Annotated in this window: 38 protein-coding genes and 1 tRNA gene; 13 read left to right on the forward strand and 26 right to left on the reverse strand. The window is 60.5% G+C overall.

All coding sequences use genetic code 11. From position 1 onward, the window contains the following. A tRNA-Gly gene (locus tag C5P05_RS03675) sits at positions 1-74 on the reverse strand. 213 nt (positions 75-287) lie between these two features. Here C5P05_RS03675 and C5P05_RS03680 point away from each other — a divergent pair. Then, a complete protein-coding gene (locus C5P05_RS03680) occupies positions 288-1598 on the forward strand; it encodes a tyrosine-type recombinase/integrase (RefSeq protein ID WP_114968509.1) in 1311 nt (436 codons plus the stop codon). Here the strand turns inward: C5P05_RS03680 and C5P05_RS03685 are convergent. The 24 genes from C5P05_RS03685 to C5P05_RS03790 form a co-directional block, all read right to left on the reverse strand. Then, the gene (locus C5P05_RS03685; protein ID WP_114968510.1) at positions 1571-1822 is read right to left on the reverse strand and encodes a helix-turn-helix transcriptional regulator; all 252 of its coding nucleotides are present in this window, start codon (positions 1820-1822) and stop codon (positions 1571-1573) included. The two genes, C5P05_RS03680 and C5P05_RS03685, sit on opposite strands and share 28 nt — an antisense overlap. After that, a complete protein-coding gene (locus C5P05_RS03690) occupies positions 1819-2148 on the reverse strand; it encodes a hypothetical protein (RefSeq protein ID WP_114968511.1) in 330 nt (109 codons plus the stop codon). The genes C5P05_RS03685 and C5P05_RS03690 overlap by 4 nt, the downstream gene beginning before the upstream one ends. Beyond that, complete coding sequence (locus tag C5P05_RS03695) at positions 2145-3296, reverse strand: RNA-directed DNA polymerase (RefSeq protein WP_332871330.1); 1152 nt, start codon at positions 3294-3296, stop codon at positions 2145-2147. The genes C5P05_RS03690 and C5P05_RS03695 overlap by 4 nt, the downstream gene beginning before the upstream one ends. Beyond that, a complete protein-coding gene (locus tag C5P05_RS03700) occupies positions 3293-4057 on the reverse strand; it encodes a hypothetical protein (protein ID WP_114968512.1) in 765 nt (254 codons plus the stop codon). Before C5P05_RS03700 ends, C5P05_RS03695 begins: the two co-directional genes overlap by 4 nt. 304 nt (positions 4058-4361) lie before the next feature. Beyond that, positions 4362-4736, reverse strand: coding sequence for a four helix bundle protein (locus C5P05_RS03705; RefSeq protein WP_157979207.1), 375 nt, complete (start codon positions 4734-4736; stop codon positions 4362-4364). 58 nt (positions 4737-4794) lie between these two features. Then, positions 4795-5325 (reverse strand): DUF1566 domain-containing protein, encoded by a 531-nt coding sequence (locus C5P05_RS03710; RefSeq protein ID WP_114968514.1) that lies wholly within the window; start codon positions 5323-5325, stop codon positions 4795-4797. A gap of 56 nt (positions 5326-5381) precedes the next feature. Beyond that, positions 5382-5897, reverse strand: coding sequence for a DUF1566 domain-containing protein (locus C5P05_RS03715; RefSeq protein ID WP_114968515.1), 516 nt, complete (start codon positions 5895-5897; stop codon positions 5382-5384). Positions 5898-5955: 58 nt separating this feature from the next. Further along, on the reverse strand, positions 5956-6567 hold the full coding sequence (locus C5P05_RS03720) for a DUF1566 domain-containing protein (protein ID WP_114968516.1): 612 nt from the start codon (positions 6565-6567) through the stop codon (positions 5956-5958). Positions 6568-6585: 18 nt separating this feature from the next. Then, on the reverse strand, positions 6586-6792 hold the full coding sequence (locus C5P05_RS03725; RefSeq protein WP_114968517.1) for a hypothetical protein: 207 nt from the start codon (positions 6790-6792) through the stop codon (positions 6586-6588). Continuing rightward, on the reverse strand, positions 6789-7268 hold the full coding sequence (locus tag C5P05_RS03730; protein WP_114968518.1) for a hypothetical protein: 480 nt from the start codon (positions 7266-7268) through the stop codon (positions 6789-6791). Before C5P05_RS03730 ends, C5P05_RS03725 begins: the two co-directional genes overlap by 4 nt. Beyond that, positions 7265-8179 carry a DNA cytosine methyltransferase gene (locus tag C5P05_RS03735; protein ID WP_114968519.1) on the reverse strand — a complete coding sequence of 305 codons (915 nt, stop codon included), beginning with the start codon at positions 8177-8179 and terminating at the stop codon, positions 7265-7267. Before C5P05_RS03735 ends, C5P05_RS03730 begins: the two co-directional genes overlap by 4 nt. Beyond that, positions 8176-8445, reverse strand: a complete 270-nt coding sequence (locus tag C5P05_RS03740; protein WP_114968520.1) for a hypothetical protein — start codon at positions 8443-8445, stop codon at positions 8176-8178. Before C5P05_RS03740 ends, C5P05_RS03735 begins: the two co-directional genes overlap by 4 nt. After that, positions 8442-8687, reverse strand: coding sequence for a DUF7220 family protein (locus C5P05_RS03745; protein WP_114968521.1), 246 nt, complete (start codon positions 8685-8687; stop codon positions 8442-8444). Before C5P05_RS03745 ends, C5P05_RS03740 begins: the two co-directional genes overlap by 4 nt. Then, positions 8684-8860, reverse strand: a complete 177-nt coding sequence (locus C5P05_RS33535; RefSeq protein ID WP_157979208.1) for a hypothetical protein — start codon at positions 8858-8860, stop codon at positions 8684-8686. Before C5P05_RS33535 ends, C5P05_RS03745 begins: the two co-directional genes overlap by 4 nt. A 7-nt stretch (positions 8861-8867) precedes the next feature. Beyond that, positions 8868-9269: a hypothetical protein gene (locus C5P05_RS03750; RefSeq protein WP_157979209.1), complete on the reverse strand. Its 402-nt coding sequence runs from the start codon at positions 9267-9269 to the stop codon at positions 8868-8870. Beyond that, positions 9266-9517 (reverse strand): hypothetical protein, encoded by a 252-nt coding sequence (locus tag C5P05_RS03755; protein ID WP_114968523.1) that lies wholly within the window; start codon positions 9515-9517, stop codon positions 9266-9268. The genes C5P05_RS03750 and C5P05_RS03755 overlap by 4 nt, the downstream gene beginning before the upstream one ends. Further along, a complete protein-coding gene (locus C5P05_RS03760) occupies positions 9514-9735 on the reverse strand; it encodes a hypothetical protein (RefSeq protein WP_114968524.1) in 222 nt (73 codons plus the stop codon). Before C5P05_RS03760 ends, C5P05_RS03755 begins: the two co-directional genes overlap by 4 nt. Further along, positions 9732-9878: a hypothetical protein gene (locus C5P05_RS33540; protein ID WP_157979210.1), complete on the reverse strand. Its 147-nt coding sequence runs from the start codon at positions 9876-9878 to the stop codon at positions 9732-9734. The genes C5P05_RS03760 and C5P05_RS33540 overlap by 4 nt, the downstream gene beginning before the upstream one ends. Further along, the gene (locus C5P05_RS03765; protein WP_114968525.1) at positions 9875-10330 is read right to left on the reverse strand and encodes a hypothetical protein; all 456 of its coding nucleotides are present in this window, start codon (positions 10328-10330) and stop codon (positions 9875-9877) included. The genes C5P05_RS33540 and C5P05_RS03765 overlap by 4 nt, the downstream gene beginning before the upstream one ends. 69 nt (positions 10331-10399) lie before the next feature. Further along, positions 10400-10639 carry a hypothetical protein gene (locus tag C5P05_RS03770; RefSeq protein ID WP_114968526.1) on the reverse strand — a complete coding sequence of 80 codons (240 nt, stop codon included), beginning with the start codon at positions 10637-10639 and terminating at the stop codon, positions 10400-10402. A gap of 403 nt (positions 10640-11042) precedes the next feature. Continuing rightward, positions 11043-12044, reverse strand: coding sequence for a hypothetical protein (locus C5P05_RS03775; protein ID WP_114968527.1), 1002 nt, complete (start codon positions 12042-12044; stop codon positions 11043-11045). A 55-nt stretch (positions 12045-12099) separates the two neighbouring features. Continuing rightward, the gene (locus tag C5P05_RS03780) at positions 12100-12366 is read right to left on the reverse strand and encodes an HNH endonuclease signature motif containing protein (protein WP_198674612.1); all 267 of its coding nucleotides are present in this window, start codon (positions 12364-12366) and stop codon (positions 12100-12102) included. Further along, positions 12363-12680, reverse strand: a complete 318-nt coding sequence (locus tag C5P05_RS03785; protein ID WP_114968528.1) for a YqaE/Pmp3 family membrane protein — start codon at positions 12678-12680, stop codon at positions 12363-12365. Before C5P05_RS03785 ends, C5P05_RS03780 begins: the two co-directional genes overlap by 4 nt. Before the next feature lie 108 nt (positions 12681-12788). Then, entirely contained in the window at positions 12789-13271 is a 483-nt protein-coding gene (locus C5P05_RS03790; protein WP_114968529.1) for a hypothetical protein, read from the reverse strand. Between the two features lie 85 nt (positions 13272-13356). On the opposite strand from C5P05_RS03790, the gene C5P05_RS03795 reads away from it, so the two are divergent. Both C5P05_RS03795 and C5P05_RS33545 read left to right on the forward strand, forming a co-directional pair. Further along, positions 13357-13791: a transcriptional regulator gene (locus C5P05_RS03795; RefSeq protein ID WP_114968530.1), complete on the forward strand. Its 435-nt coding sequence runs from the start codon at positions 13357-13359 to the stop codon at positions 13789-13791. Position 13792: 1 nt separating this feature from the next. Then, positions 13793-14041 (forward strand): hypothetical protein, encoded by a 249-nt coding sequence (locus C5P05_RS33545; protein ID WP_157979211.1) that lies wholly within the window; start codon positions 13793-13795, stop codon positions 14039-14041. On the opposite strand, the gene C5P05_RS03800 is transcribed toward C5P05_RS33545, so the two are convergent. Continuing rightward, positions 14016-14216 (reverse strand): hypothetical protein, encoded by a 201-nt coding sequence (locus C5P05_RS03800; protein ID WP_157979212.1) that lies wholly within the window; start codon positions 14214-14216, stop codon positions 14016-14018. The two genes, C5P05_RS33545 and C5P05_RS03800, sit on opposite strands and share 26 nt — an antisense overlap. A 255-nt stretch (positions 14217-14471) precedes the next feature. On the opposite strand from C5P05_RS03800, the gene C5P05_RS03805 reads away from it, so the two are divergent. The 10 genes from C5P05_RS03805 to C5P05_RS03850 all read left to right on the forward strand — a co-directional run bounded on the left by C5P05_RS03805 (position 14472) and on the right by C5P05_RS03850 (position 22567). Beyond that, positions 14472-14960, forward strand: coding sequence for a phage regulatory CII family protein (locus C5P05_RS03805; RefSeq protein WP_157979213.1), 489 nt, complete (start codon positions 14472-14474; stop codon positions 14958-14960). A gap of 2 nt (positions 14961-14962) precedes the next feature. Beyond that, positions 14963-15208, forward strand: coding sequence for a hypothetical protein (locus C5P05_RS03810; RefSeq protein ID WP_114968533.1), 246 nt, complete (start codon positions 14963-14965; stop codon positions 15206-15208). A gap of 3 nt (positions 15209-15211) precedes the next feature. Next, positions 15212-15568: a hypothetical protein gene (locus C5P05_RS03815; protein WP_114968534.1), complete on the forward strand. Its 357-nt coding sequence runs from the start codon at positions 15212-15214 to the stop codon at positions 15566-15568. Positions 15569-15570: 2 nt separating this feature from the next. Beyond that, entirely contained in the window at positions 15571-16491 is a 921-nt protein-coding gene (locus C5P05_RS03820; RefSeq protein ID WP_157979214.1) for a hypothetical protein, read from the forward strand. Between the two features lie 327 nt (positions 16492-16818). Then, entirely contained in the window at positions 16819-17610 is a 792-nt protein-coding gene (locus tag C5P05_RS03825) for a hypothetical protein (protein WP_114968536.1), read from the forward strand. Positions 17611-17709: 99 nt separating this feature from the next. Then, positions 17710-18225: a terminase small subunit gene (locus C5P05_RS03830; RefSeq protein ID WP_114968537.1), complete on the forward strand. Its 516-nt coding sequence runs from the start codon at positions 17710-17712 to the stop codon at positions 18223-18225. Next, on the forward strand, positions 18225-20348 hold the full coding sequence (locus C5P05_RS03835; protein WP_114968538.1) for a phage terminase large subunit family protein: 2124 nt from the start codon (positions 18225-18227) through the stop codon (positions 20346-20348). The genes C5P05_RS03830 and C5P05_RS03835 overlap by 1 nt, the downstream gene beginning before the upstream one ends. After that, a complete protein-coding gene (locus C5P05_RS03840) occupies positions 20345-20731 on the forward strand; it encodes a Mor transcription activator family protein (protein WP_114968539.1) in 387 nt (128 codons plus the stop codon). The genes C5P05_RS03835 and C5P05_RS03840 overlap by 4 nt, the downstream gene beginning before the upstream one ends. Before the next feature lie 16 nt (positions 20732-20747). Further along, a complete protein-coding gene (locus C5P05_RS03845) occupies positions 20748-20972 on the forward strand; it encodes a hypothetical protein (protein WP_114968562.1) in 225 nt (74 codons plus the stop codon). 11 nt (positions 20973-20983) lie between these two features. Then, positions 20984-22567 (forward strand): phage portal protein, encoded by a 1584-nt coding sequence (locus C5P05_RS03850; protein WP_114968540.1) that lies wholly within the window; start codon positions 20984-20986, stop codon positions 22565-22567. The last annotated feature ends 50 nt before the right edge of the window (positions 22568-22617 follow it).

A 22617-nucleotide genomic window follows, 5' to 3' on the forward strand; every position in this document is an offset into this window, starting at 1 on the left:
TGGAGCGGGTGATGGGAATCGAACCCACGCTATTTGCTTGGGAAGCAAAAGTTCTGCCATTGAACTACACCCGCTTATCGTAACCTGTTGATTTACAACATGTTTTTACTCTAAGTGGCTGAATTGTAAGCCTTTTTCCTGATTCTGCATTTTCTATGCACCCCAGAATAGCCCACATCAACCCCTATACACTTATGCTCTAGGCGTAGGTTCTGGCGTAGGTTTTTGCTGTCCCTGCGCCGCCATGGTACTTTCTACGCCGTGGCAACAGCCGTGAGTATAGAGCCATGTATTTTGACGTGCGTGCAGCAAAGCTTTTAAAGGCCGGCGAACACCTGGTGATCGACGGGTGCCCGGGCCTGCGCCTGGTGGCATCCGTCAGCCGCAAGACCTGGACCTACCGCTACAAAGCCGTGGCCGACGGCCGCATGAAGCAAGTCGCCCTCGGGCAGTGGCCCACGACGAGTGTGCAGACGGCTGCAACCCAGTGGCAAACCCTGCGCGAACAGCGCGGCGAGGGTGCCGACCCGGTGACCGAGCGCAAAGCACAGCGCCAGACCCAGCAGGGCGACGGCGCTGCAGCTGCTGTGTACACCGTGCGCCGGCTGGTGGATGACTACATCAGCGGCCACATCGAGCCCGGTCGCAAGGCCGCCGGCGCCCTGGCCGCCACACGCTCACTGCGCGCCGTGCTGGATGCCGACCCGGACTTTGCCGACAAGCCGGCCGCAGCCATCAACCGGGCCGCCGCCTTCACCGTTTTGGACGCCCGAAAAGCTACGCCGACGGCCGCCCAAAAGCTACGCTCGCTGCTGGGCGGGGCCTGGGATTACGCGCTGGATTCGGGCCAGCTCGACGGCGACGTGCCCAACTGGTGGCGCCAGGTCATGCGAGGTCGCCTGAAAAGCAAGGGCAAGATTGTGGGCGGTGAGCATGTCGGCCAGCAACGCCGCGTACTGCCGCCGGCCGAGGTGGCCACGCTGTTGGCCTGGCTGCCCAACATGCACGCACTGGGCTGGGATACCACTGCGATGTACCTGTGGACCTGTGCCCGGGGTAGCGAGATTCTGGGCATGCGGCCCGAGCACGTCGCCACCGAGGCCGAGGTGCTGTGGTGGACCGTGCCCAAGGCCCAGACCAAGAATGACCGGCACGCGCTGGCCGTAGATCTGCGGGTGCCGCTGTTTGGCCAGGCGCGGGCGATCGTGCAGCGTCGGCTGGCCTCGGTGGGCGAATCTGGCTGGCTGTTTGAGGATGCCCGTGGCGAGCAGTACGAGCAAAAAGACTTTTCGACCTACATCAACAGCCTGTTTGCTGGCTCGTCAAAGGACAAGCGCCGCCAGTCCGAGGGTTTGATCTTGCCCATGGCCCACTGGACGCCGCACAATCTGCGCCGCACCGGGCGCACGTTGCTGGCCCAGCTGGGTTGCCCCAATGAAATCGGTGAAGCCATCATCGGCCACATGCCAGAAAACATTGTGGGGACGTACAACGCCTACACCTATGACGCCGAGCGCCTGCATTGGCTGGGCCAGCTCTCAACCTATTTGAGCGGGCTGGCACCGGCCGATCAATCCGGCTTGCCGGCTCTGCCGTAGCCACTGTTCGCCGGCGGCAACAGGTCGGACTCGGGCCGTGTCCGTCCGAAGGTCACCAGATCGTCGACCAGCCAGGCCGAGCGGCCTGGGCTCAGTTTTTTCGGTTTTGCAACCTCACCTCGCGCTACCAGTTGGTCGAGCATGGATTCCGAGACTGACAAGAATGCAGCGGCATTCGCCCTGGCCAGGAACATGGGGGGGATTTGAACAATGGCTGGTTTCATTCCGGGTCTCCAATTCTTGGGTATTTATGTTTGGTGAATTCCGGAAACGCCATTTCGAGCAGGTGGTGCGCTGCGCTGCGATCAATGGAGTCCTTCACACGCCGCTGTGCCACGCGCACGAGGAGGTCCAGATCAAAGTGGAGACCACCCGGCAACTCGTGCAGCTCGAAGCGGGTAGTCAGCTCCCGGATATCGTTGCTGTCTGTCAGCCAGCGGGTGACGTCGAGCCGGGGTGGTTGATCGACCTGGCAGTGCAGGGTGAACTCGGTGACGTTGCGGCCGACCTGCAGCATTTCGCATAGTTTGCGATTGAGGTCTTTGCTCATTTGGATGTATTCCTATAAATCTTGGTGAAATCGCCCTTGACCGCATGCCCGCGCCAGCGCAATACGTTGGCAAGGTCGGCCCGGTCGGTGTGGCTGTGGCTGGCTTGCCGCAGCAGCCCTAAATAGCTATTGCCCGCGGTGAAAACCTCATCCGCCGGCATGGTGCGCAAGCGGCTCACGGCCGTGGCTACTGTCCGTTTTCGCGTAGTCCGGTTCCATGGCTTGATGACATGCCCGACAAAGTCAATGCCGCGCGCTATGGGCTGCAAAATAGTTTTTGTCGGGTTCAGGTGCGCGCCGAGGCGCTCAGGCAGCCAGGCTTCAAAGCGCTTCAGCGCCGCGTGCAGCCACTGGGGCGACTCGTGCAGCAACACAAAGTCATCGACGTAGCGCACGTAGTGCCGGGCCTTGATCTGGTGCTTCGCGAACTGGTCCAGCGCGTCCAGATGCACATTGGCGAAAAACTGGCTGCTCAGGTTGCCGATCGGCAGGCCGGTGTCCGGCGGCGCATTGAATAAACTCTTATGTGCGGGCACCTTGGCCAGCAGGTCGGCCCGGCCGCGCAGCTCGACATTGGTGCGCGGGTCGTGCATCAGGATGGTGTCGGCCAGATCCATCCACCAGCCCGCCGGCACTTTGCGGGCGATCTGTGCGCGAAGCACGTGCTTGTCGATCGCCACGAAGAAGTTTGACAAGTCGAGCTTGAGGTAAAAGGCCGGGCGGCTCCAGTTCTGCGTGATCGAGCGCACGTCGGCTTCCAGTCGCTGGGCCGCATACAAGGTGCCGCGCCCGGGAATGCAGGCGCTGCTGCCAGCGACAAATCCCGCGTGAAAGCGCGGTGCAATCTGGTTGTGCAGCAGGTGGTGCACGATGCGGTCTCTAAAATCCGCCGCCCACACCTCGCGCAGCTTGGGCCGGGTCACGACAAAGCAGGTGCTGCGTCCCGGGGTGTAGGTCTGGCTCAGAAGCTCGGCGCGAAGCGCGCACAGGTTTTGCTCGGCGTGCGCCTCAAATGCCTGCGCGCTGGCGCTTTGGCGCTTGTGGCGACGGCAGTCCAGCCAGGCTTGCACCAGGTCTGCCATGGTGAAGGGTGGGGCAACAGTCGGTGCTGGCGGCTCGTCGTGGGTGGGGAAGAGGTCAAGGGTCATGCTGTGTATTCCTGCTCTGCCATTTCGCAGAAGAAGCTGCACGACGGGAGTGCCTCATTGCGAATAAGAGGGCCAGCCGGAAGATCGTGAAGCGGAAATCTTTGATCTTTGAGTGGGCCTGAGCGATAGCGAAGGATGTAGGCCCCAGGCCCTATCTCCGCTTCAATATCGGCTAATTCTTTGAATTCGGCTGGGTAGTCCTCTCGGATGCCTCGGAAGTAGCCTTCTCCACCTTTGACGCATCCGATGCAATTAGCGTTCTCATAACCCTGCTCGTACATGAATGGCAATTTCAATCCGGCGCGCTGCACCATGGCTTTGCAATCTTCCTTGGTCAGCCCTTTGTCGATCAGCGGCGCAATGACTGGGCGGTCTGGATTGCGCTCGCGGAAGTCATCAAGGCGGTCCGATTCTTCGGCGGTGTAGCCAAAGACCATGACGTCGCCAGGCTGCTTCCATGCGTCCAACAGCTTGCGCTTCAACTCCATTGAACACGGCGCACCTCTTCTGCTCTTGATGAACTGCTTACGCCTGAAAACCTCGATCACATCAGCGCCATATTTCACGTCACGCAGCATAGTCATTGGGCGACCGAACCACGTTTCGCAGTCGGTAGCAAATCGCCGGTTGTCAGGATGTTCGTTCTTCAGAAAAGCATTGATGATCTGCACGTCGTGGCTTGCGCCGAACTCAGCAAGCGTCAATTTGGTGGCAACCGCCGAAGCGGCGCCGCATGAAAATTGACAGACGATGCGTGTCATATGGCGGCCCCTTGAGGGAATGAATCCGCGGAAGGCACGAACCCGATGCCCGTTGTCCTTGTTGTTCCAGTTCGAGTTGCCGTTCTCAAAGTCCTGGACGAAGGCGTTGTTGCGCGAGTTCTGCGATTTTTCGAGCTATCTACATCGCCGGGCCGAAGGCTTTCGCCGATCAGCCCAGTAACTGCGCCGGACCATAGCGCGAGCTGTTGCGGCTCGCCGGTCTCCGTGTTGCGCATGGCGGTGGGCTTGTGGCCCAGCGGCTCGACCGGATTCATTAAACGCACGGGCATGATGGCCTTGACCGTCATACAGCAGGCGCTGCGGAAAGATTGCCCAGGGTCTGCTTGCGCCAGCCGCCGGCTTGGGCGCCGACAGCGTCCAGCAGCTCGACCGAGCGGGCCCAGAGCTTGGGTGAGATCAGCCGCTTGTCATGGCTGACGCGCAGCATGGCGGTGGTGGCGCGCAGGTGCTGCAGCAGGGTATCGAGCTGCTCAACCCGATCACCACCGCGCGAAGCATTCGCCATGGCCATCGACTCCAGCATGTCCACGCACTTGACGTGGATTTTTTCGCCCAGGCTGCGCTTGAACATGCGCGGCATCTGGACCTGGACGTCCAGCGCCAGCGACAACAGGTCGCAGCCGTGTTTGTAAATAGGGAGTTCGGTGTAAATGGCCATGGTCAAAAAAATTCGCGGACCGGCTTGCGCCGGCGGGTTGTCAAAAGTGTTTAAGTGCTCAAGGATTCAAGTGAACCCAGCGGAAGGCACGAACCCGATGCCCGTTGCCCTTGCTGTACCAGCCCGAGACGCCGTACTCAAAGTCCTGGACGAAGGCGATGTTGCGCGAGTACTGCGTGCTGCTCCAGTACCAGCCCTCTTTGTTGAAGTGCTGCGGTGCGTAGATGTAGGCCATCAGCAGATCGTGCCGGCTGGGCAGGTGGAAATCGGTATGCCCATCAGCGGTGTGGGCGGCGGCCCAGGCGGCGGCCGGGTGGTCCTTCCCGGTAGCCAGCAGGGCAGCGGTATTGCTTGGGCCATCCAGTTGGCTGCAGGCGCCTGGCACGTCAAGGGAGGGGCCGAACAGCAAATCTTCAGCTTCGGTGTCGCTTGCAATCAGGTGGCGGGCAGCCAGTCCCAACGAGGCGGCAATCGTGCAGATGTAGCGTCCACCCTGGCCCGGCCAGTACTCGCCATGGGCTGGCGGGGTGTTGGTCTGTGTGATGATGGCCGGTGCGGTAGCGGTGGCAGTGGCAGTGGAAGTTGTCATAGGTGATCCTCGTAAAAATAAAAAAATCGCGGACCGGCGCGCACGCCGGTGAAGGGTTAAGTGTTCAGGAGCTCAAGTGGAATCCGGCGGAAGGCACGAACCCGATGCCCGAGGTCCTTGATGTCCCAGCCCGAGAAGCCGTCCTCAAAGTCCTGGACGAAGGCGTTGTCGCGCGAGAGCTGCGTACTGGTCCAGTACCAGCCCTCTTTGCTGAAAAGCTCGGGCACGTTGGCGGCGGCAGAATTCAATTCGCCCAGCGCGGGCAGGTAGAAGTCGGTGTGGCCGTCGATGCTGACCTCGCGCACGCGCAGGGCGGCCGGGCCGTTGGCCAGCACCATGGCGGCGGTGTTGGCCTGGCCATCGGTGCGGCTGCTGGTTCCGGGCACGTCGACACCGTATTCGCCCCAGGTGACTGATTCAATTTCGCCGACGGCGGCATCGGATACCAGCAGGGCGTAAGGTGGCTGCTGCACGCCGTCAACGGTGGGGCCGCGCAGGATGGCGGCAAAGATGCCGCCCTGGCCGGCAATGACGGCGCCGAAGGCGGGCAGGGTGAAGCTGTTTTGGGTCATGGACAAGTCCTATTGGTGGGTGAAAAAATCTCGCGAACCGGCTGCGCCGGTCAAGGGTTTAAGTGTTCAAGGGCTCAAGTGGAATCACGCGGAAGGCACGAACCCGATGCCCGCTGCCCTTGCTGTACCAGCCCGAGTAGCCGTCCTCAAAGTCCTGGACGAAGGCGCTGCTGCGCGAGCCCTGCGTGCTGGTCCAGTAATCGCTGCTTGTCTTGAAAATCTGCGGCGCGCAGATATGGCTCATCACCAAATCCAGCTTGGCGGGCAGGAAAAAATCAGTGTGGCCATCGGCGCGGTAGGCGCGGGCCCACTTTGCGGCTGGGTGGCTTTCGCTGCAGGCGCACAAGGCGTCGGTATTGGCGGCGCCGTCAATCTGGCTGGTGGCGCCTGGCACGTCGATGCTGGGCCCGAACTTCAAATCCTCGGCTTCGCCATCCCCGGCGATCAAATGGCGCGCTGGCATGCCAAGCAGTGCCGGCAGGGTGCAGAGGTAGCGCCCGCCCTGGCCGGGCCAGTACTCGCCCATGGCGGGCGGGGTGGGGGTGTCCGTGGGCTTGACGAGGGGCGCGGGCGTAGCGCCCGTCTCCTGTGTGCGCAGGAAATCCAGCAGCGCTTTGGATTTGCTGCACAGCTCCAGGGTGACGGGCAGGGTGATAGGTGTGAGTAGCATGGTGGTTTGGGTGGTGGTTTAAGTGGTTGAATTTTTTTTGAGCTTGGCCAGTTCGTCGCGTTGCTGCAGCGCCAGCTTTTCGAGCGCCCGGGTGTAGCCCGCGTCGTGGCCTTGCTCGTCGTGGTGCGGATCGATGCGGGCAATCTGTGCGGTCAGCCACTTTTCATCCGGTGTGACGTGGCGGATGACGTCGGCGCAGTCGGCCGGGTTGATGTAGTCGCTCATGCCGCGGCCCTCATTGCTTTGCCGCCCAGGGCCCGGATGCGGTCCATTTGCACCAGGCTCCAATAAGCAGCTTTTACGGCGATGCCATGGCGGTCAATGTCGATCAGGCCGTCCATGATGTGCGCCGCCGCCTTGGCCACGCACAGCTCCGGCCCACTGAAGCCGACGCGCCCGGTGGTGCGAAAGCGGGCGATCACGCTGGCGTAAATGTCAAGCTGCTCGGACATGGCGGCCACCGCCTCGGGCGTGAACTCGGTGCCGTCCTCTGTCTGCAGGCGCATGATCTGGCTGTAGGTGTAGCCGGTCTCGATCCAGTCCCACAGGTCGCCGGTGGTGGCGCTGCCGTCGGTGAAGCGGCCGATCAGATCCCAGTGGATGATCTTGGCATCCAGGCATTGGGTCGCCGCCAGCTTGGGCCGCCAGAATTTGGGCGTTGGGCCGATGTAGGGACGTTTCGTCGGGATGCTGGTTCTCATGCTTGACTCCTGATGGCGTTGATGACGTCGCGCGCCACCGGCGGGCACACGGCGTTGCCCAGCATGTGCAAGGCATCTTTGTGTTTCTTTGGCAGTAGGTAGCTATCCGGGAAGCCCATTGCGCGGCGGCATTCCTGGGTACTGAGCATGCGCATGCGGTCACCATCGACAAGGGCCCATCGGTCCCGCGTCGTCACAGTTCCAAGCGGCCGGCTCAGGCAGCGCCCGGTAAGTCCGGACCCGCTCCCGTAGTAGGGCATGACAAAGCGAGAGCCGTGCGCGATACGTCCACAGGCAACTCGCGCCCGGGTCGCACCAGACCGGCCCGGCTTGTCGATGGCCGACCAGCGCCCGGCGTCAAAGTCGATGATGCTGGCGCTTCCAACATGCTCGCGGCTTGGAAATACCAGCTCAATTGGGTGCTTGGTTTGCGTGCCAACAACAAACAGGCGGCGCCGGTGCTGCGCCACGCCATGGTCAGCGGCATCGAGAATCATCGGCTGCAGTGCGTAGCCCAAGGCGTTCATTGCTGCGCACCATGCCGGGTACAAGGTCCATGTTGCGAACTCGGGCACGTTTTCAATCAGTACCATGGCAGGCCGGTGGCACTCGGCCGCGCTCACAACAGCCCATGCCGTTGAGCGCTGCGCGTCATGGTGCGCCCGGTCTTTACCTCGGGCCCGACTGTGGCCCTGACATGCCGGTGAGGCCATCAGCAGGTCGTGCGCCGGTACTTGCGTCCAGTCGGCTTGCTGCAGGTCTTGGCAGGCATGCGCTGCGCCGGGGTGGTTGAGCAAGTGCACATCAACTGCGGCTTGCCAGTGGTTGGCCGCCCAGACCACATTGCAGCCCGCCATTTGCGCGCCCGTGCTGAAGCCGCCGGCACCGGCGAACAGATCGATCGCCTTCACGCCGCCACCTCGCCCGCACTGCGGTAGATCAGTTGCTCGCCGATTCGGCTTGGCAGTGCCTGGTGGTTGTCGGCGCCGGGGCGCGTGGCTGGTGCGCCCAGTTCGTCGCCGCGGTAACTGTCTGGCGTGTTGGAGTTGCAAATCTTCACGCCGGTCGCCAGCGCGCTGCTGTGCTTGCGCGCATCTGCGATCTGCTCCCGGTTGAGCTTCTGCGTGCGGGCATAGATGCGCCCGGGCAGGCCTTGCGTATTGTGGGTTTCGCTCATGCCGACTCCCCCACCAGCCGCTGCGCGGCCTTGTGGATGCGGGCGTTGAACCAGCGCCGCACCGTATAGCTGCGCGCCACGCTGATCAACGTGTACAGCACGCCGATGAACAGGTTTTGCACTAGGCTGATGCGAAAGCCGATCAGCGGCAGGATCACAAAATTGGCCGCCATGTTGATGATGAAGCCAATCAGCACGTTGAGGCAGGCTTCCACGAGCGAGCCCAAGCGGGTTTGTGTCATACGGTGACGCCTTTCTGTTTTTCTTCGCGGGCAATAAAAAATTCTTGCTTGAACAACTTGCCGGCCTCGCTCTGAAACGAGTAGGGGCAGGCGTCATTCACGTTGGCGTACGTTTGCGCGTACTGCCGGGCCTCGCGCTTGATGCGCTCGACGCTGATGATTTCGTGGGCCATGGGGTTCTCAGGCGGTTAAAAAAGGCCAAGCCGGCTTGGCTGGCTCTGTTTCTGATAGCTGCTCACGCACTACAGACGGGCGCTGCGCTCTGATTTCTTCAAGGTCTGGCCGCAGCGTGATGCGGGTCGCCGTGGCGTGCATCTCGTGCTTGCCAAGCTGGGCATTGCCAAAGGGCCAAAGCCGCGTCGCCTCGATATCGATCACGCGCCCGGCCTTCATGGCGTGCTGGTTGATGTGCCAGAACAGCTTGGCGTTCAGCCCGCACCAGGTGATGCGCCACGGCACCGGCGGCAATAGTTCGTCCCGGTGGTCAAACGCCAGCAGCGCCAGCACAAACGTGCCATCGCTGGCGACTGTGGCCAGCAGCTCGCGCTCGGCCAGCGTCAGGGTGCCGGTGGCGCTCATCATGCGAACAACCCCATGCTCTGCGCATAGCCAAACACGCCGGCCGCAATCAACGCGCTCACCACGGTCAGCAGCACCACCGCGCCCCAGTAGGCCCACTGGGCGAAGGTGTCGGGCTTGGGCTCGTCGCCGGCGTACCAGATCGGCAGCGGATAGGCCTCGCCAGCGCAGGCGGCCTTGGACGCCCGCACCGGGCAGCCCGGGCCCTGCTTGCAGCCCGCGCCGGGGCCGGATTGTTCGCAACAGTTCACGGCTGCACCTCCGTCAGCGCTGTTTTGTGGTCTTTTTGGCCTCTAGCCCTCGTGTAGTCTGCGCTGATAGCTACTGATTTAATAGCGTCCTGCAGGTCGGCCGCAACGGCTTGGGTCGCCTCAATGTCGCTCGGGCCGTCCAGCAGCCAGGCGCTGGACAAGACCAGGGCAATCAGGCTGGCGGCGAGCCGGCGGATGGGGAGTGGATGGGTGTTCATGTGGGGACGTACACCAAGTTGCCGAAGTCATCCTGAACGGCGGCGTAGGTGTAATTGAAGCGGGTTGTGATCAGCCACAGGCCGTGGTGCTGCGGGAAAAACGGGACGTGGAGCCGGGCCCAGGAGTAGGTGGGGGCGCTCATGCGGCACCGTCTGTCATCAGCCGCTTCATCGCCGTCAGGTGGTCCTGGGTCAGGACGAAGCTCGGGGTGTCGGTATTGGTGTGTGCCAGCATGCGCTCCAGCAATTCGCAAGCCTGGAGGTCAGTCATGTGGCCGTTGGTCTTGTCCAGGATATGGAGGGCGCCGTCTTTGGACAGCCCGATAGATATTTGGCAACCGGGCGCGCCGAGTACTTCATCCTGCAACGCCATTGCGTGATCGCGCCAATGGTCGGCGCATCGTTCGGCGTTGTGGGCGTGTCGTTCGGCGGTATCGGCCTGGGCAATGGCTTCTTCGAGTTGGCCGTGCAGGCTCGCCGCCAGCTCCCGGAGGTGCGTCAATTCCCAGCGCTCAAAGCGGCGCCGCATTTGCGTGATGCAGCGCTTGTTTTCACTCGGCGTTGCCTTGGGTGGGGTCTGCGTTGCTGTCTGCACTTGTCACTCCTTTAAGACGTAAAAAAACCAGCTCTTGGGCTGGTTGGGTGGGTGGGCCGTCGCAGGGCGCTAGTGCGTCAAGTCGCGCCCGATGACGTTACCGACAAGGTGCAGTACTTCGCTGCGCGCTGCTGATGTTTGCCCGCAAATGACAAGGTGCTCGATACGCTCGAAATCAGCACTGGTTATGGATTCATGTTCGCAAGATGCGCCCGTCTTGACGCACGAGAATCCTCGGGACTTCATTTCTTGAATTAACTCGCTTTCGCTGAATTCATCAAGCTCGACATGCACGTGTATGTAAGCCATCACTCTCTCCTTGGGTAATTCACAAGCCCTGCACGCAACGCTTGTGAATGGGCTCGCTGTGAGCCCATGGTTTTGAGTCAATTTTTTGTCTTGGCCGACTCGCGCCTCAACGCGGTATTTGGTAACGCCCCTTGTGTGGCGAGCCCTCATTTAGGAAAGTGGGTCGAGTCCTTGGGAGATCTCTCAGCTACCGGGTATCCCTCGCTGCCACCTGTTCCGCAAAGCCGTCTTACATTTGTTTCGCGGCTTGGGTGTAAATATACCTCAAGGTATTTATATTTACAATACCTAGGGGTAATTATTTTGCAATAATCCATCACCCGGCACCGTGCCTGGCAAGGAACTAAAAAAGACAGACAAAAAAAAACCACCTCAATGGGTGGTCTTCTGCGTGGTCGCTGTTCTATGGTTCCTTGGGCCACTCAACACCGACAATTGTTGCCGTCGTTATTTCGCCGCGCAGCCGTGTCGCATTGATGGAGAGGTGAAGCCGTTTTCGGTCCCACTCTGAGGCTTTGAGCTTTTCTTTATGCTCTGCCGACAAGTTCCCGGTATTCAGTGTTGCTGAAAATTCAAGCGATTCATCGGTACTGAACAGGGATAACCGTGCTTCATCCTGCTTTGACCAGTCAATCCTGTGGATCAGGTAATTCCCGTTGACTTGGACATCTTCCGCCTTTGTGCGGGGCGTTGCGGCGATGGTTTTGGCTTCACTATTTGTCAGGGTGATGCCTTGCACGCTCAGTGTTTTGGCATCTGAAACACTTTTGACGATGTCATGCCGGACGTCATCAAAGTCCTGTTTCGTTGCCGCGACCCGTGGTTGCTCTGCCATCGCCTGAGCCAATAGCGCCAGTCGTTTTGTTTCTTCCTGGCTCAATGCGATCCGCTCTTGCGTCGCGATATCGACCTTTTTATCTTCGGATCTATGCTGCAAGAAGGCTCTATAAGCGAGCACGCTACTGCCCATGACGGCCATGGCAACCACTGTCATTACGATGTCTGTTCCGTCCATTTTTCCCGCCAAGGCTATTGCCAGTTTTTCCGCATAATCGCCCAACTCTACCTTAATAATTGAACTTCCCTTCTCAACCTTGGCCTTGAATTGGATGGACTTTTTCTCCTCGGCCGTGAGGGTATTTGGATTCCCGGTCCCATGGGCCACCCTGGCATAGGTGCGGTTCATGGCATGCTGCAGCCCTACCAGAGCTTCGGCCAGGCGCGAGGTAATGGTGCTATCGTAACCATCCCCCTCCAGGGCGATTGTCAGAGTTGGCCAGTTGGCAAACTCAATATGAAACGTCCCGTCCCCTAGTTGTTTTGTAAGCGCCATCTCCAAGTAGAGAAAGGCATCATCTTCGCTTGCAATGGTGATTGTTTGTTGCTCTTTATTCGCGGTTGCCATGTTGTCCCTGATTAAATTATTGGTTAGTTTTTTGAAATGCGGATTCCAGTCCGGTTCACCCGCACGCCTTGCGCTCCCATTTGTCCTTCGCCTTGGCGTCGGCTTTGGTCTGCCATTGCATATTGCCGGTTGCATCCGCACCGCCGCAGGCCAGCGCCTGGATGTGGTCGATCACGTAGCCTGGGCACGTCCCCCGGCGCTGCCCCGTGGCTGGGCACGGGTTGTGGCGCTGGAAGGCTCGGACCTCAATGGCGCTGCGTTCGATGCGAGCCATGGCGGGCATGGCGACAGCAAAGGCCATGCAGGCAAGCAGTCGCCTCACGCCTGAAGGCTTTTCCGATGGCTGACAGCTGCCGGTGATTCGATGGGCACCAATGTCGTGCCGCCGCAAGATGGGCAGGCTTTGTAGCGTGAGCTGAGACGCCAAATGGAGTAGATCAGCCCGGGAATAATGAAGCACAGCCAGAGGACTATTTCGATAAGTACGTTGCCTTTGGTAATCTGTTTTGGTTGCCCGCTTATGCCGCAAGTCATGCAGTGCCGCTGCGAATCCTTCTTTAGGTTTTCGGTGCTCCTGTAAAGCATGGCCGCCACGAATATACAGCCGACGATCATCAGGAAAATAGGGAAAGTCATTCAAATCTCGCTTGGTTCAATAATTCAAAGTTCACCAGCCATTACGACGGGTGAGGGCATTTCCCAACGACGGATTTGTTTGGCGCGTGGTCTTGTTTTTTGTATGACTCACGCGGCTCCCTTTTTTTGATCGGCCACGGATAGAGCTTGGCCGTCGCGGGGTGGGCCAACTGCTGCTGCATATGCTCTTAGTTGGACTACACAGGCGGCCCGTTGTGCTTCATTCAGTTTTGACAAAATATCCATGGCCTCGGCAGTCCATCTGTCGACCCTTTGTGTTGGAAGTTGGATGACGCCAGATTCATTTGCGGGTTCGTGCCCATTTGAATGGCTGTCGCGGTCGATTTTGTAGTTGGCCGGCAAATCAACTGCGCCGTCCCAGTAGCCGGCGGGAAGGTCAAATGCCTTTGTGCAGGCGGTCATGATTTCCAAGCCAACGCCTTTCCCACCTTTTTTGCCGATTGGGTAAAAAAGACGGCTCACGTAGGTGGCGTCTTTTCCGATTTTTCGTGCCAATTCGGCGGCTTTTTTGTTACAGCGATCGTCACGCAAACGCATCAGTAGCAGTTGGTGATTGGTGAATTCAGGCATTCCCGGAATTTTCTTCCGTAAATACCTACGGGTAAACGCCCTGTGGGTATTGATTGAGTGTATACCTTGAGGTATATTCAGGATCATGGACAAATTACTCATATACCTCAACAGCCTGAATCACAAAGATCGGGAGGCGTTTGCCAAGCGCTGCGGCACCACGGTTGGCTACCTTAGAAAAGCGATCTCGGTGAACCAGCGTATTGGTGAGGTGTTGTGCCTGCGCATTGGGTTGGAGTCCAACGGGGTCATCAAGCCGGAAGATATTCGCCCTGACCTTGATTGGGAGTATTTGCGAACAGCCCTCTCTGGAACAGTGCATGAAGCCCCCACCACCATTGCGCAGGCAGCTATTAAATCCGTAGCGCCCGTGGTCGTCATCCCCGATCAGCTCGGCGCCCTGCGCACCGGCGTCGCGCGTCGCCACAGTCCCCGCATGGAGAAGGGTGCTTTGGTGGATATTGATCGCCGCTCCAAGAAGATTCCGCCGTTTCAGGCGACAGAGACGGGGGTGGCTTGAGATGCGCAGCACTACCGCAAAGCGGCTGGCCACATGCTCTGAGGTGAGCAAGCCGATGCCCGTGGTGACATTCCACCTTATCGGATCGCCGACACCTGTCCTGGCTCCGACGTCACTGCTTGATGTTGTTGGTGGTTTAACTGCGCAGCTGCAGCAAATGATTGTGGATGTTAAAGATATCCATAGCCGTATTTTTTCGCAAATTGATGCTTTGGCGTTAAAAGTCAGTCTGCCCGATTCATCGAAATGATGGTTGCGAGACGACCAAGCTCCTCCAATACGTCCGCGATTAGGTCGTTGGCTGGCAGATCCCTGTATGCAGCGGCTTCTTCCTTGGTCATGTTTATGGATTTGGCATTCTGCCGATTTCGAACCATTTCCCGGACGGTTGCTGCAAATTGCAGTTCTTCGATTGTGTGTTTCATGAGTAGCCCCTTGATGAAGTTGATGTGTGTGAGATCCATCAGTGTAGTCAGGCGGGCTGCTCGCCCATTTCCCGCCCGCCGCCATCAATTCCGGCGCTCTACCCTTGGTGGCCCTCTCCCTGTTACCGGTACCGCACGCAGGCAAGTGCGCGGTGCTTGGGCGCTTGGGGCGGTGGGCGGTCTTTGTTCGTTTCATGCCCGCAGTGTCGGCGGGCCATGTGTATCTGTCTGTAACAACACTTTTGAGGTTTTGCAATGATTGCAATGAGTTTGCGCGATGCGGCTTATCACGTGGTGCACGACTACCCGGGCGGGGCCAGCTCTCTGGCCCCGCGTCTGGGCAAGAGCAGCACTTATCTGAGTAGCGAGGTGGCAGGCACCGGCACGGCCAAGCTGGGTCTGCTGGATGCCGAAACTATTACCTACCTGACCGGTGATCTGCGCATCCTGTCGGCCTTTGCCACCAACGCCGGCCAGATGCTGGTGCCGCTGCCGTTGGCTGGCGACTTGCCGAACGATGACTGCATGCTGCGCCTGGCCGACTCGGCCAAGGGTTTCGGGGACTTGTGCAAGGAAGTCGCCAGCGACCTGGCGGACGGCAATATCACGGACAACGAACTGACCCGCATCGACCGCGAGTGCGGCGCCCTGATTGCCAAACTGCATGCCCTGCGCGGCTCGCTGGCCAAGCGCAACCTGGCCGGCAAGGCGGCTTATTTGAACCGCGCAGAGCAGGGCGCGTGACCATGGCCAGCGACAAACCCGCCGCGCCTTACACCGGCTTCGACACCCCTTGCGTCTTCCATTGGCGCATCGCCCCGGCCGGCCGCATCAAGCCCGTCAAACCCCAGATCAACAACGGCCCCTGGCTGACCAAGCAGCAGCAGGCTGTGTGCGCACTGTCCACCCCGCAAGAGCGCCGCGATCTGCTGGCGGCACTGGCTGTGCAGGCCGCAGCCAAGCTCGATATCCCATCCTCCACCAAGGTGTAACCCATGCATCACTCACCACAAACCACTTCTGCCCAGACCAGCGCCCAGGCGTTCGGCGCTGTTGGCCTGAGCAACCTCAAGAAGCTGCAGGACAAGATTCTCGATATCTGTATTGCCGCGCAACGCAATGGGGCGAGAGACTTGAGCGGGCGCGAGATTCAGCAGCGCTACGAGCAGCATTTCAGCCTAGCCCAGGGTTATGCCGTGCGCATTGAGATGTCGAGCGTGAGCAGCCGTGTCAATGCCTTGGTGTCCGCTGGCCGGCTGGAGCGCGTGGAGGTGGCGCGGGCCTGTGCCGTGACGGGCAGCAATATCCTTCCCGTGCGGGTGCCGATGACGCAGGCGAGTTTGGTAGCTTAAAAATGGCAACCATTCATCAGCGTCAACCCTGGCTGCGTTTGTGGACGGACATGCCCAATGATCCCAAGTGGCGCACCATAGCCAAGGTGTCCAAACAGAGCATCGCTTCCGTGATGGCGGTGTACCTGCACATCATTGTGTCAGCATCGAACGCAACCGAACGCGGGCGAACGCACGACGTGTGCAACGAAGATGTGGCGAACGCACTCGACCTTGAATGTGAACAAGTCGATGCCATCGTGAACGCCATGCAAGGCCGTGTGCTCGATGGTGACCAAGTGTCGGGCTGGGACAAACGCCAGCCCGGGCGTGAGGATGGGTCTGCTGAGCGTGCAAAAGAGTGGCGCGAGGCTAAAAAACAGGCCAATAAGGGTGATTTGCACGTTTCTGGTGCAGATTCCGTAAGCACCGAACGCACGCAAACGCAGCCGAACGCAGCCGAACGCAATCGAACGCTAGAGGAGAGGAGAGGAGAGGAGATAAGAGAAGAGAAGAACACACAGACACCGCCAACGTTCGCGAACGAGCCGAGCACTTCGGTGACCAAGGCCGGGGCCGTGTGTGTGGTTTTGAAATCCGAGCGGATACCCTCGGTCAACCCGTCGCACCCGGAATTGCTGGCGTTGCTGGCGAAGGGAGCCGAAGTCGGTCAGTTCACGGCGGCGGCACAGATCGCCGTGAAAGCCGGTAAGCCCGAATTCGCCTACGTGCTGGGAATCGTCAAGCGGCAAATGGAAAGTGCGGCTGCCATTGCGGCTACATCGATGACAGTGCCTGCGCCCATCGCCGTCACGGTGCCGGGTCGCCCGGGTGTTGATCCGACGCTGGCCCGGCTGGACGCGGAGGCGCTTGTCCCACGAAAGGGCCCGTCCGCAGAAGAGCGCGCCCGGATAGCCGAACTCTTGAAGCCGGTGGTGGCGTGATATGCACATGCTGCCAAGTCGCCAAAGGTTTCGCCGGGTGCCGGTTTTTCAATCCCGCCTGCCTGTGCTGTGGAGCGAGGCTGATTCAGCATCTGGGCGGTCTACCCGTCAGCCGGTCCGAGTGCAAGACGCGCCGCCAGGCCATGCTGGCGGTGTGGGTCGAGCATGGCCACGACGAGCAGCGGATACGCGCCCTGGTCAAGGGAAAGCTTTGCATTGGCCCGGACGAGGTCACGGCGTTAGAGCACCTGCCATCGGCGAAACCCCGCTCTCGTGGGGTGAAGTAATGTTCGGCGTGAGTGCTGGGTTGATTGGTGGGGTGCAAGCATGAAGATCAAGATGGAAGTTGACTTCACCAAAGCCTTGAAGTTGATCCGTCAGCTCAGTGGCCCGCAGATCAAGACTGCCACTGCTGCAGCGCTCAACGATGCAGCGTTTGAAGGCCGCAAGATCGTTCAGGCCGAGATGAGCGCGTCGTTCGATGGCGTCACGCCATACCTCAAGAAAAGCATTCAGGTCGAGAAGGCCACGCCCGAGAGTCTGGTGGCCACCGTGGCGCCGCGCTACATGGGCGGCAAGGGTGTGGACCCGCAAAACATCCTGCGTGCCAGCATCTACGGCGGCCAGCGCAAGCACAAGGCCAGTGAGGTGGCTTTTGCTCGGGCCGGCATCCTGCCTGCGGGTTACTCCATCGTTCCGGGTGAGCAGTGCCCGCTGGACCAATACGGCAACATCAAGGGCGGCTTCATGGTGCAGCTCATCAGCTACTTCCAGGCTTTCGGTGAGCAGGGCTACAAAGCCAACATGACGGCCAGGCGCAAAGCCAATCTGGCCAAGGCCGGGCGCAGCGCGGCTGGCTTCAAGACCATCAACGGCGTCGCGTATTTCCTGGGTCACGGCAAGCTGCGCAGCGGGCGTGGTGGCAATCACCTGCACCCCGGCATCTGGTCCAAGACCGGTACCCACGGCGCGGACGTGAAGCCCATCATCATGTTCGTCAAGCGGCCGTTCTACAAGGCCCGGCTGGACTTCTTCGGCAAGCCTATCAAAGCCGCCATCGACAAGTTCAACCCAAGATTGCGCTACCGCATCCGCAACATCCTAGAAGGGAAGTCATGACCCCCCCCTGTCTTGGGTCCTCCCGGAGACCCTTCGTATGCGGGTAATTCGAACCGCGTTTTTTTTCTAGTTCACAAGTTTTATAGGAGGTAAGTAAGGATGCGCATTAAGGGCCAGGAGCAAATCGCGGCACTGATTGGTGTTGCGCCAAAGACCATCACCGAGTGGCAGGTGTTTGGTTTCCCGGTAGCGGTGCAGGGAGGCCCTGGCGTGCCCAGTGAATATGAATCTCCGGCATGCATTGCCTGGCTGGTGCAGCGTGAGCTGAGCAAGATCAGGTCGGAAACTCCGAAGGATCGGTTGTCACGGTTGCAGGGCGACAAGATCGAGCAGGAAATGCAGCGCGAAAGCGGCAAGCTGATCCCAGCCGACGAGGTTGAACCCATGTGGGAGAGTGCGGTGATTGCCGCCCGCGAGTTCCTGATGGGTGAGCCTGCGCGGATTGCCTCGCTGTCGATCGGCCTGGACAAGCTGGCCGTCGAGGCCTTGCTGAATACCTGCTTTGAGGCCTACCTCGTCAAGCTGTCGAACTGGCGTGCCGCGATGCTCGAAGATGACGACGAGCAAAACGAAGCGTCAGGCGCAGACTCTGATGACATGGGGCCGGCCGCCTGATGGCCTACGGGATCGAAGGAAACAATGCAGCGGCGCAGGCCCGCGTCGCGCTGCGCGGGATGTTTGCCCGCGTCTGGCGCAAGCACCGGCCACCGCCAAAATTGAGTTACCCCAACTGGGCGACCAGTTTCCGGGTGATGAGCGAAGAGGAATCTTCGATCAAAGGACGCTTTACCTGGGAAGTCTCGCCCGGGCTCAAAGGCATTGCCGAGGCGGCCAGCCAGCCGAACACGCGCAAGATCACCGTGCAGAAAAGCGCCCAGGTTGGCTACACCGCCGGCATCGTCTGCAACATCATTGGCTACAACGTGCACTACCGGCCCAGCGTCATCGTGGCGGCTTTCCCGCGCAGCATGGCGGCCAAGGATTTTGCTTCTGAAAAGCTGGATCCGATGATCATGGCCACGCCGGTGCTGAGCAAACGCATTGCCCTGCGCAGCCGCGCCCAGGGCAACAGCATGCTGCGCAAACGGTTCCCTGGCGGCCTGATCAAGCTGGTGGGCACCAACAGCCCGAGCGACGTCAAGTCCACCAGCGCCCGCATCGTCATCGTCGAAGAGCCCGACGATGCCAGCTCCAATGTCAAGGGGCAGGGCAACAGCCTGAAGCTGCTCGAAGAGCGGGCCAAGACCTACAACGACCACCTGATCCTGATCGGCGGAACGCCCACTGCCACCGGTGCCAGCGCGATCGAGGACGAAATGAAAAAAAGCGACAAGCGCTATTTTCATGTGCCGTGCCACTCCTGTGGCGAGACGCACCCGCTGGCCTGGGAAAACGTCACCATCCCCGAAGACAAGACCGCCAAGCCGCGCGATGTGTATTGCCACCACCAATGGGAGCTGGCGTTTTATACCTGCCCGCATTGCGGCACGGTCTGGACCGATGAGGAGCGCATCGCCAACCTGCGCCGGGCTGAGGATGCTGGTGCCGGCTGGGTGGCTACGGCTGACAGCACCGTGCCGGGCTTTTATCTCAATGAGCTGATGAGCACCTTTGACGGTTCACGCGTGCCCGTGCTGGCGCGCAAATACCTCGAAGCCAAAGACAACATGGACCGGGGCGACGTCAACGACATGATTGCGTTCTGGAACAGCACGCTGGGCCTGACCTGGGAATACAAGGGCGAGCTGCCCGAAGAAGACGAGCTGCGTGTCCGTGCGGAAAAGTATGTTGAATGGTCCTGCCCGGCCGGCGCCGTGGAAGCCTTGATGACGGTCGACGTGCAGCACGACCGCGTGGCCGTGACCGTCTGGGTGTTTGGCCGGGGGGAGGAAATGTGGCTGGCGTACTGGGGCGAGCACTACGGACAGACCGTGGTGGCGCATGAGGGGGCATGGATCGAGCTGGAGCAGCTCATGCGCCGGGCTGTCAACCATGCAACCGGCGCTTCCCTGGGCATCCGCATCGTCGGCATTGACTCGGGCGACGGACAAACCAGCGAGGCGGTGTATTCCTTTTGCCGCAAACACAGCCGCACCGACCGGCCGGTGCTGGCGCTCAAGGGGGCATCCGACGATGTCGGGCGCGTCGAGATCTGGACGCCGCCCAAAGCGATTGACCCCAATGCTCGCGCCACCAAGGCGTCCCGCGCCGGCGTGAAGGTCCACCTGGTCGGCACCGCCAAGGCCAAGGATTTGATTCTGGGCTGGTCAGAGCAGGGCGGTCGCATCCGGCTGGAGGGCTCCGGCCCGGGCCGCATGCACTGGTATGAAGGCGTTCGCGATGACTTCTTTGAGCAGATCCTGGGCGAGATCAAGATACCCAGTCGGAATGATCCGCGCAAGCGTGTCTGGAAAGAGCGCAAGGACCGTGCGCACGAGGTGCTCGATTGCACGGTGTACGCCGTGTACCTGTATCGCCACCTTAAGCTGCACCTGCGCAAGCCGGCGCATTGGGATGTCGCCGAGCGGCGCCTGCGCCAGGCGGAACTGCTGTTGCCCGACGACGAGGGTGTATTTGTTCCGCCAACCCCGGCGCCAGCGCCCGCAATAAACACGCCAGCGCCACAGCCCGCGATGCAAAGGCCAATAGTTGTAACGCCGCCTCCAGCCAAATTTCGGCCACGCCGCCCCCAGCCCTCCAATTCTTTTTCAAGCCCTGAATGGGGTGACCGTCTATGACACCTATAAAACGAAAAGCACTTACCACCGGACAAGCCGAAGACGCTGCCGTGCAACTCCAGCACGACATGGTTGCCATCGTGCGCGAGGAAATCGGCATGCACGAATCCATTGCCGCCGTGTTTGCCAGCGCCTTGGTGCGCGGCTTGCGGCGCAGCATGGGCGGGGAGGAGCTTTACATCCCTGCACCCGACCGCACCGAGCGCGACGCCGCCATACGCCGGGAATTCGACGGCACCAATCTGGAAAAAATCATGGCTAAATTCAACGTCAAGCGGACACGGGTCTATGAGATTTGCGACCGCCGCGACCCGAAGCATTTGCGGATCGGCACCAACAGTGCAAAAAATCCGCTTATGCCCCTAGAAACCGGACGGCCGTAAGGGCAGCATGTCGACCATGACTACTGCCACCACCATGCTCCAGCAATACCTGGACGCCGAAACAGCCATCCTCGCCGGCAAGACCGTCCAGTTTGCGGGGCGCACCCACACCATGGAGAGCCTGGACATGATCCAGAAGGGCCGGCGTGAATGGGAGGTGCGCGTCAATGCCGAGGCCGCCAAGGCCGCACGCACGCCCACCATTGGTGGCCTGGGCTACAAAGTCGCCCGTTTTGATTGAGGTAAACCCCTGTGAAATTTCTGCAAACCCTTGGTGATTCCTTAGACCGTCTGGTGGCCGTCACCAACCCTGTCAAGGCCGTTCAACGCGCCCAAGCCCGGCGCGTGTTCGCGGTGTACGAGGCGGCCAAACCGAACAAGCAGCGCAAGCAGCGCAACACCAACGCCAGCCCGAACACACTTGTCAGCACGTCTGCCGCCTCCATTCGCGCCCAAGCCCGCTACCTTGATCGCAATCATGACCTGTCGCGCGGCGCGCTTCGCACCCTGGTCAACAACACCGTGGGCCCCAATGGCATCGGCGTCGAGCCGCAACCACGGCGCAAGGATGGAACGATCCACGCCGAGTACGCCGCGCAGCTGCTCGAAGCCCGGCGTGACTGGGTGCGCTGCCCCGAGGTGACACACCGTCACAACGATGCCCGCATGCAGCGCATGATGGCCAAGACCTGGTTTCGCGACGGCGAATCGCTAGCGCAGATGATCACCGGCCTGGTGCCCTCGCTGGACCATGGCACGCGGGTGCCGTTTTCCATCGAGATGTTCGAGCCCGATATGGTGCCGCTGGACTTTGATGATCCCAGCCGCTTCATCCGCCAGGGTATGGAGTTCAATGGCTGGGGCCGCTGCCGCGCCTATTGGGTCTACAAGAGCGACCCGCGCGAGCAGCTGGGCTGGGGCAACAGCGAGGGCCTGCTCAAGCGGATTTCCGCAGACAACATCCTGCACGTAGCCCAGATGGATCGCATCGGCCAAGCCCGGGGCGTCTCCGAATTCGCCAGCGTCATTACCCGCGGTGAAGACTTGAAGGACTACGAGGAGTCCGAGCGAATCGCCGCCAAAGTGGCGGCCTCCATGACGGCGTACGTCAAGCGCTTGGCGCCGGCCGATACCGGCTACTCAGCCGAAGACGGCGAGCAGGATGCGCAAGGCAACCCGGTGGCGCGCGATTTGCGCATGCAGCCCGGCATGATCATCGACAGCCTGGTCGCCGGCGAAGAGATCGGCATGATTGATAGCAACCGGCCCAATCCGAATCTGGTCTCCTGGCGCTCCGGCCAGCTGCGCGCCTTTGCTGCTGGCATTGGCACCAGCTACTCCAGCCTGAGCCGCGACTACAACGGCACCTACAGCGCCCAGCGCCAGGAGCTGGTCGAACAGTGGGTGAACTACGCAGTGCTGGCCGACGATTTCGCGTCGATGTTTGTGCAGCCGGTGTATGAGCAGTTTGTGATTGCCGCCCACCTCAGCGGTGTGGCGCGCATGCCAGAAGACCTGATGCCCGGAACCGCCGACGACTGCCTGTTTGTGGGCCAGTCCATGCCGTGGATTAACCCCATGCACGAAGCCACCGCGTGGGAAAAGCTGGTGCAGTCCGGCTTTGCCAGCGAGGTCGAGGTCATTCGCAGCCGCGGCGGCAACCCGAACGATGTGCTGACGCAGATTGAAAATTTTCGCAAGCAGGCCAAGGCCCGGGGCCTGATCTTCAGCACCGACGTGGCCAACAACCAAGGGGGCGGTCCCGTCACCACTACTGCGGAACAGCAGGCCACGGCCGACAACGCCGCCGGCAAAAACGACAAAACAGAGGATTGACAAAAACAGTCCGGTTTCTCCCCTAGAAACCGGACTGACTTCATTTCACA

The sequence above is a fragment of the Rhodoferax ferrireducens genome (assembly GCF_003347515.1).
Lineage (GTDB): Bacteria > Pseudomonadota > Gammaproteobacteria > Burkholderiales > Burkholderiaceae_C > Rhodoferax.

Bases quoted from the DNA above. Each gene is read 5' to 3' on its own strand.
- C5P05_RS03840 (WP_114968539.1), top strand. From the start codon at position 20,345: ATGACACCTATAAAACGAAAAGCACTTACCACCGGACAAGCCGAAGAC.
- C5P05_RS03800 (WP_157979212.1), bottom strand. From the start codon at position 14,216: ATGAAACACACAATCGAAGAACTGCAATTTGCAGCAACCGTCCGGGAA.
- C5P05_RS03810 (WP_114968533.1), top strand. From the start codon at position 14,963: ATGGCCAGCGACAAACCCGCCGCGCCTTACACCGGCTTCGACACCCCT.
- C5P05_RS03740 (WP_114968520.1), bottom strand. From the start codon at position 8,445: ATGAGCGAAACCCACAATACGCAAGGCCTGCCCGGGCGCATCTATGCC.
- C5P05_RS03805 (WP_157979213.1), top strand. From the start codon at position 14,472: ATGATTGCAATGAGTTTGCGCGATGCGGCTTATCACGTGGTGCACGAC.
- C5P05_RS03710 (WP_114968514.1), bottom strand. From the start codon at position 5,325: ATGACAACTTCCACTGCCACTGCCACCGCTACCGCACCGGCCATCATC.
- C5P05_RS03720 (WP_114968516.1), bottom strand. From the start codon at position 6,567: ATGCTACTCACACCTATCACCCTGCCCGTCACCCTGGAGCTGTGCAGC.
- C5P05_RS03785 (WP_114968528.1), bottom strand. From the start codon at position 12,680: ATGACTTTCCCTATTTTCCTGATGATCGTCGGCTGTATATTCGTGGCG.
- C5P05_RS03715 (WP_114968515.1), bottom strand. From the start codon at position 5,897: ATGACCCAAAACAGCTTCACCCTGCCCGCCTTCGGCGCCGTCATTGCC.
- C5P05_RS33540 (WP_157979210.1), bottom strand. From the start codon at position 9,878: ATGAGCGCCCCCACCTACTCCTGGGCCCGGCTCCACGTCCCGTTTTTC.
- C5P05_RS03830 (WP_114968537.1), top strand. From the start codon at position 17,710: ATGCGCATTAAGGGCCAGGAGCAAATCGCGGCACTGATTGGTGTTGCG.
- C5P05_RS03745 (WP_114968521.1), bottom strand. From the start codon at position 8,687: ATGACACAAACCCGCTTGGGCTCGCTCGTGGAAGCCTGCCTCAACGTG.
- C5P05_RS03770 (WP_114968526.1), bottom strand. From the start codon at position 10,639: ATGGCTTACATACACGTGCATGTCGAGCTTGATGAATTCAGCGAAAGC.
- C5P05_RS03795 (WP_114968530.1), top strand. From the start codon at position 13,357: ATGGACAAATTACTCATATACCTCAACAGCCTGAATCACAAAGATCGG.
- C5P05_RS03700 (WP_114968512.1), bottom strand. From the start codon at position 4,057: ATGACACGCATCGTCTGTCAATTTTCATGCGGCGCCGCTTCGGCGGTT.
- C5P05_RS03815 (WP_114968534.1), top strand. From the start codon at position 15,212: ATGCATCACTCACCACAAACCACTTCTGCCCAGACCAGCGCCCAGGCG.
- C5P05_RS03820 (WP_157979214.1), top strand. From the start codon at position 15,571: ATGGCAACCATTCATCAGCGTCAACCCTGGCTGCGTTTGTGGACGGAC.
- C5P05_RS03680 (WP_114968509.1), top strand. From the start codon at position 288: ATGTATTTTGACGTGCGTGCAGCAAAGCTTTTAAAGGCCGGCGAACAC.
- C5P05_RS03760 (WP_114968524.1), bottom strand. From the start codon at position 9,735: ATGAACACCCATCCACTCCCCATCCGCCGGCTCGCCGCCAGCCTGATT.
- C5P05_RS03750 (WP_157979209.1), bottom strand. From the start codon at position 9,269: ATGATGAGCGCCACCGGCACCCTGACGCTGGCCGAGCGCGAGCTGCTG.
- C5P05_RS03845 (WP_114968562.1), top strand. From the start codon at position 20,748: ATGACTACTGCCACCACCATGCTCCAGCAATACCTGGACGCCGAAACA.
- C5P05_RS33535 (WP_157979208.1), bottom strand. From the start codon at position 8,860: ATGGCCCACGAAATCATCAGCGTCGAGCGCATCAAGCGCGAGGCCCGG.
- C5P05_RS03690 (WP_114968511.1), bottom strand. From the start codon at position 2,148: ATGAGCAAAGACCTCAATCGCAAACTATGCGAAATGCTGCAGGTCGGC.
- C5P05_RS03775 (WP_114968527.1), bottom strand. From the start codon at position 12,044: ATGGCAACCGCGAATAAAGAGCAACAAACAATCACCATTGCAAGCGAA.
- C5P05_RS03695 (WP_332871330.1), bottom strand. From the start codon at position 3,296: ATGACCCTTGACCTCTTCCCCACCCACGACGAGCCGCCAGCACCGACT.
- C5P05_RS03835 (WP_114968538.1), top strand. From the start codon at position 18,225: ATGGCCTACGGGATCGAAGGAAACAATGCAGCGGCGCAGGCCCGCGTC.
- C5P05_RS03685 (WP_114968510.1), bottom strand. From the start codon at position 1,822: ATGAAACCAGCCATTGTTCAAATCCCCCCCATGTTCCTGGCCAGGGCG.
- C5P05_RS03730 (WP_114968518.1), bottom strand. From the start codon at position 7,268: ATGAGAACCAGCATCCCGACGAAACGTCCCTACATCGGCCCAACGCCC.
- C5P05_RS03825 (WP_114968536.1), top strand. From the start codon at position 16,819: ATGAAGATCAAGATGGAAGTTGACTTCACCAAAGCCTTGAAGTTGATC.
- C5P05_RS03790 (WP_114968529.1), bottom strand. From the start codon at position 13,271: ATGCCTGAATTCACCAATCACCAACTGCTACTGATGCGTTTGCGTGAC.
- C5P05_RS33545 (WP_157979211.1), top strand. From the start codon at position 13,793: ATGCGCAGCACTACCGCAAAGCGGCTGGCCACATGCTCTGAGGTGAGC.
- C5P05_RS03705 (WP_157979207.1), bottom strand. From the start codon at position 4,736: ATGGCCATTTACACCGAACTCCCTATTTACAAACACGGCTGCGACCTG.
- C5P05_RS03725 (WP_114968517.1), bottom strand. From the start codon at position 6,792: ATGAGCGACTACATCAACCCGGCCGACTGCGCCGACGTCATCCGCCAC.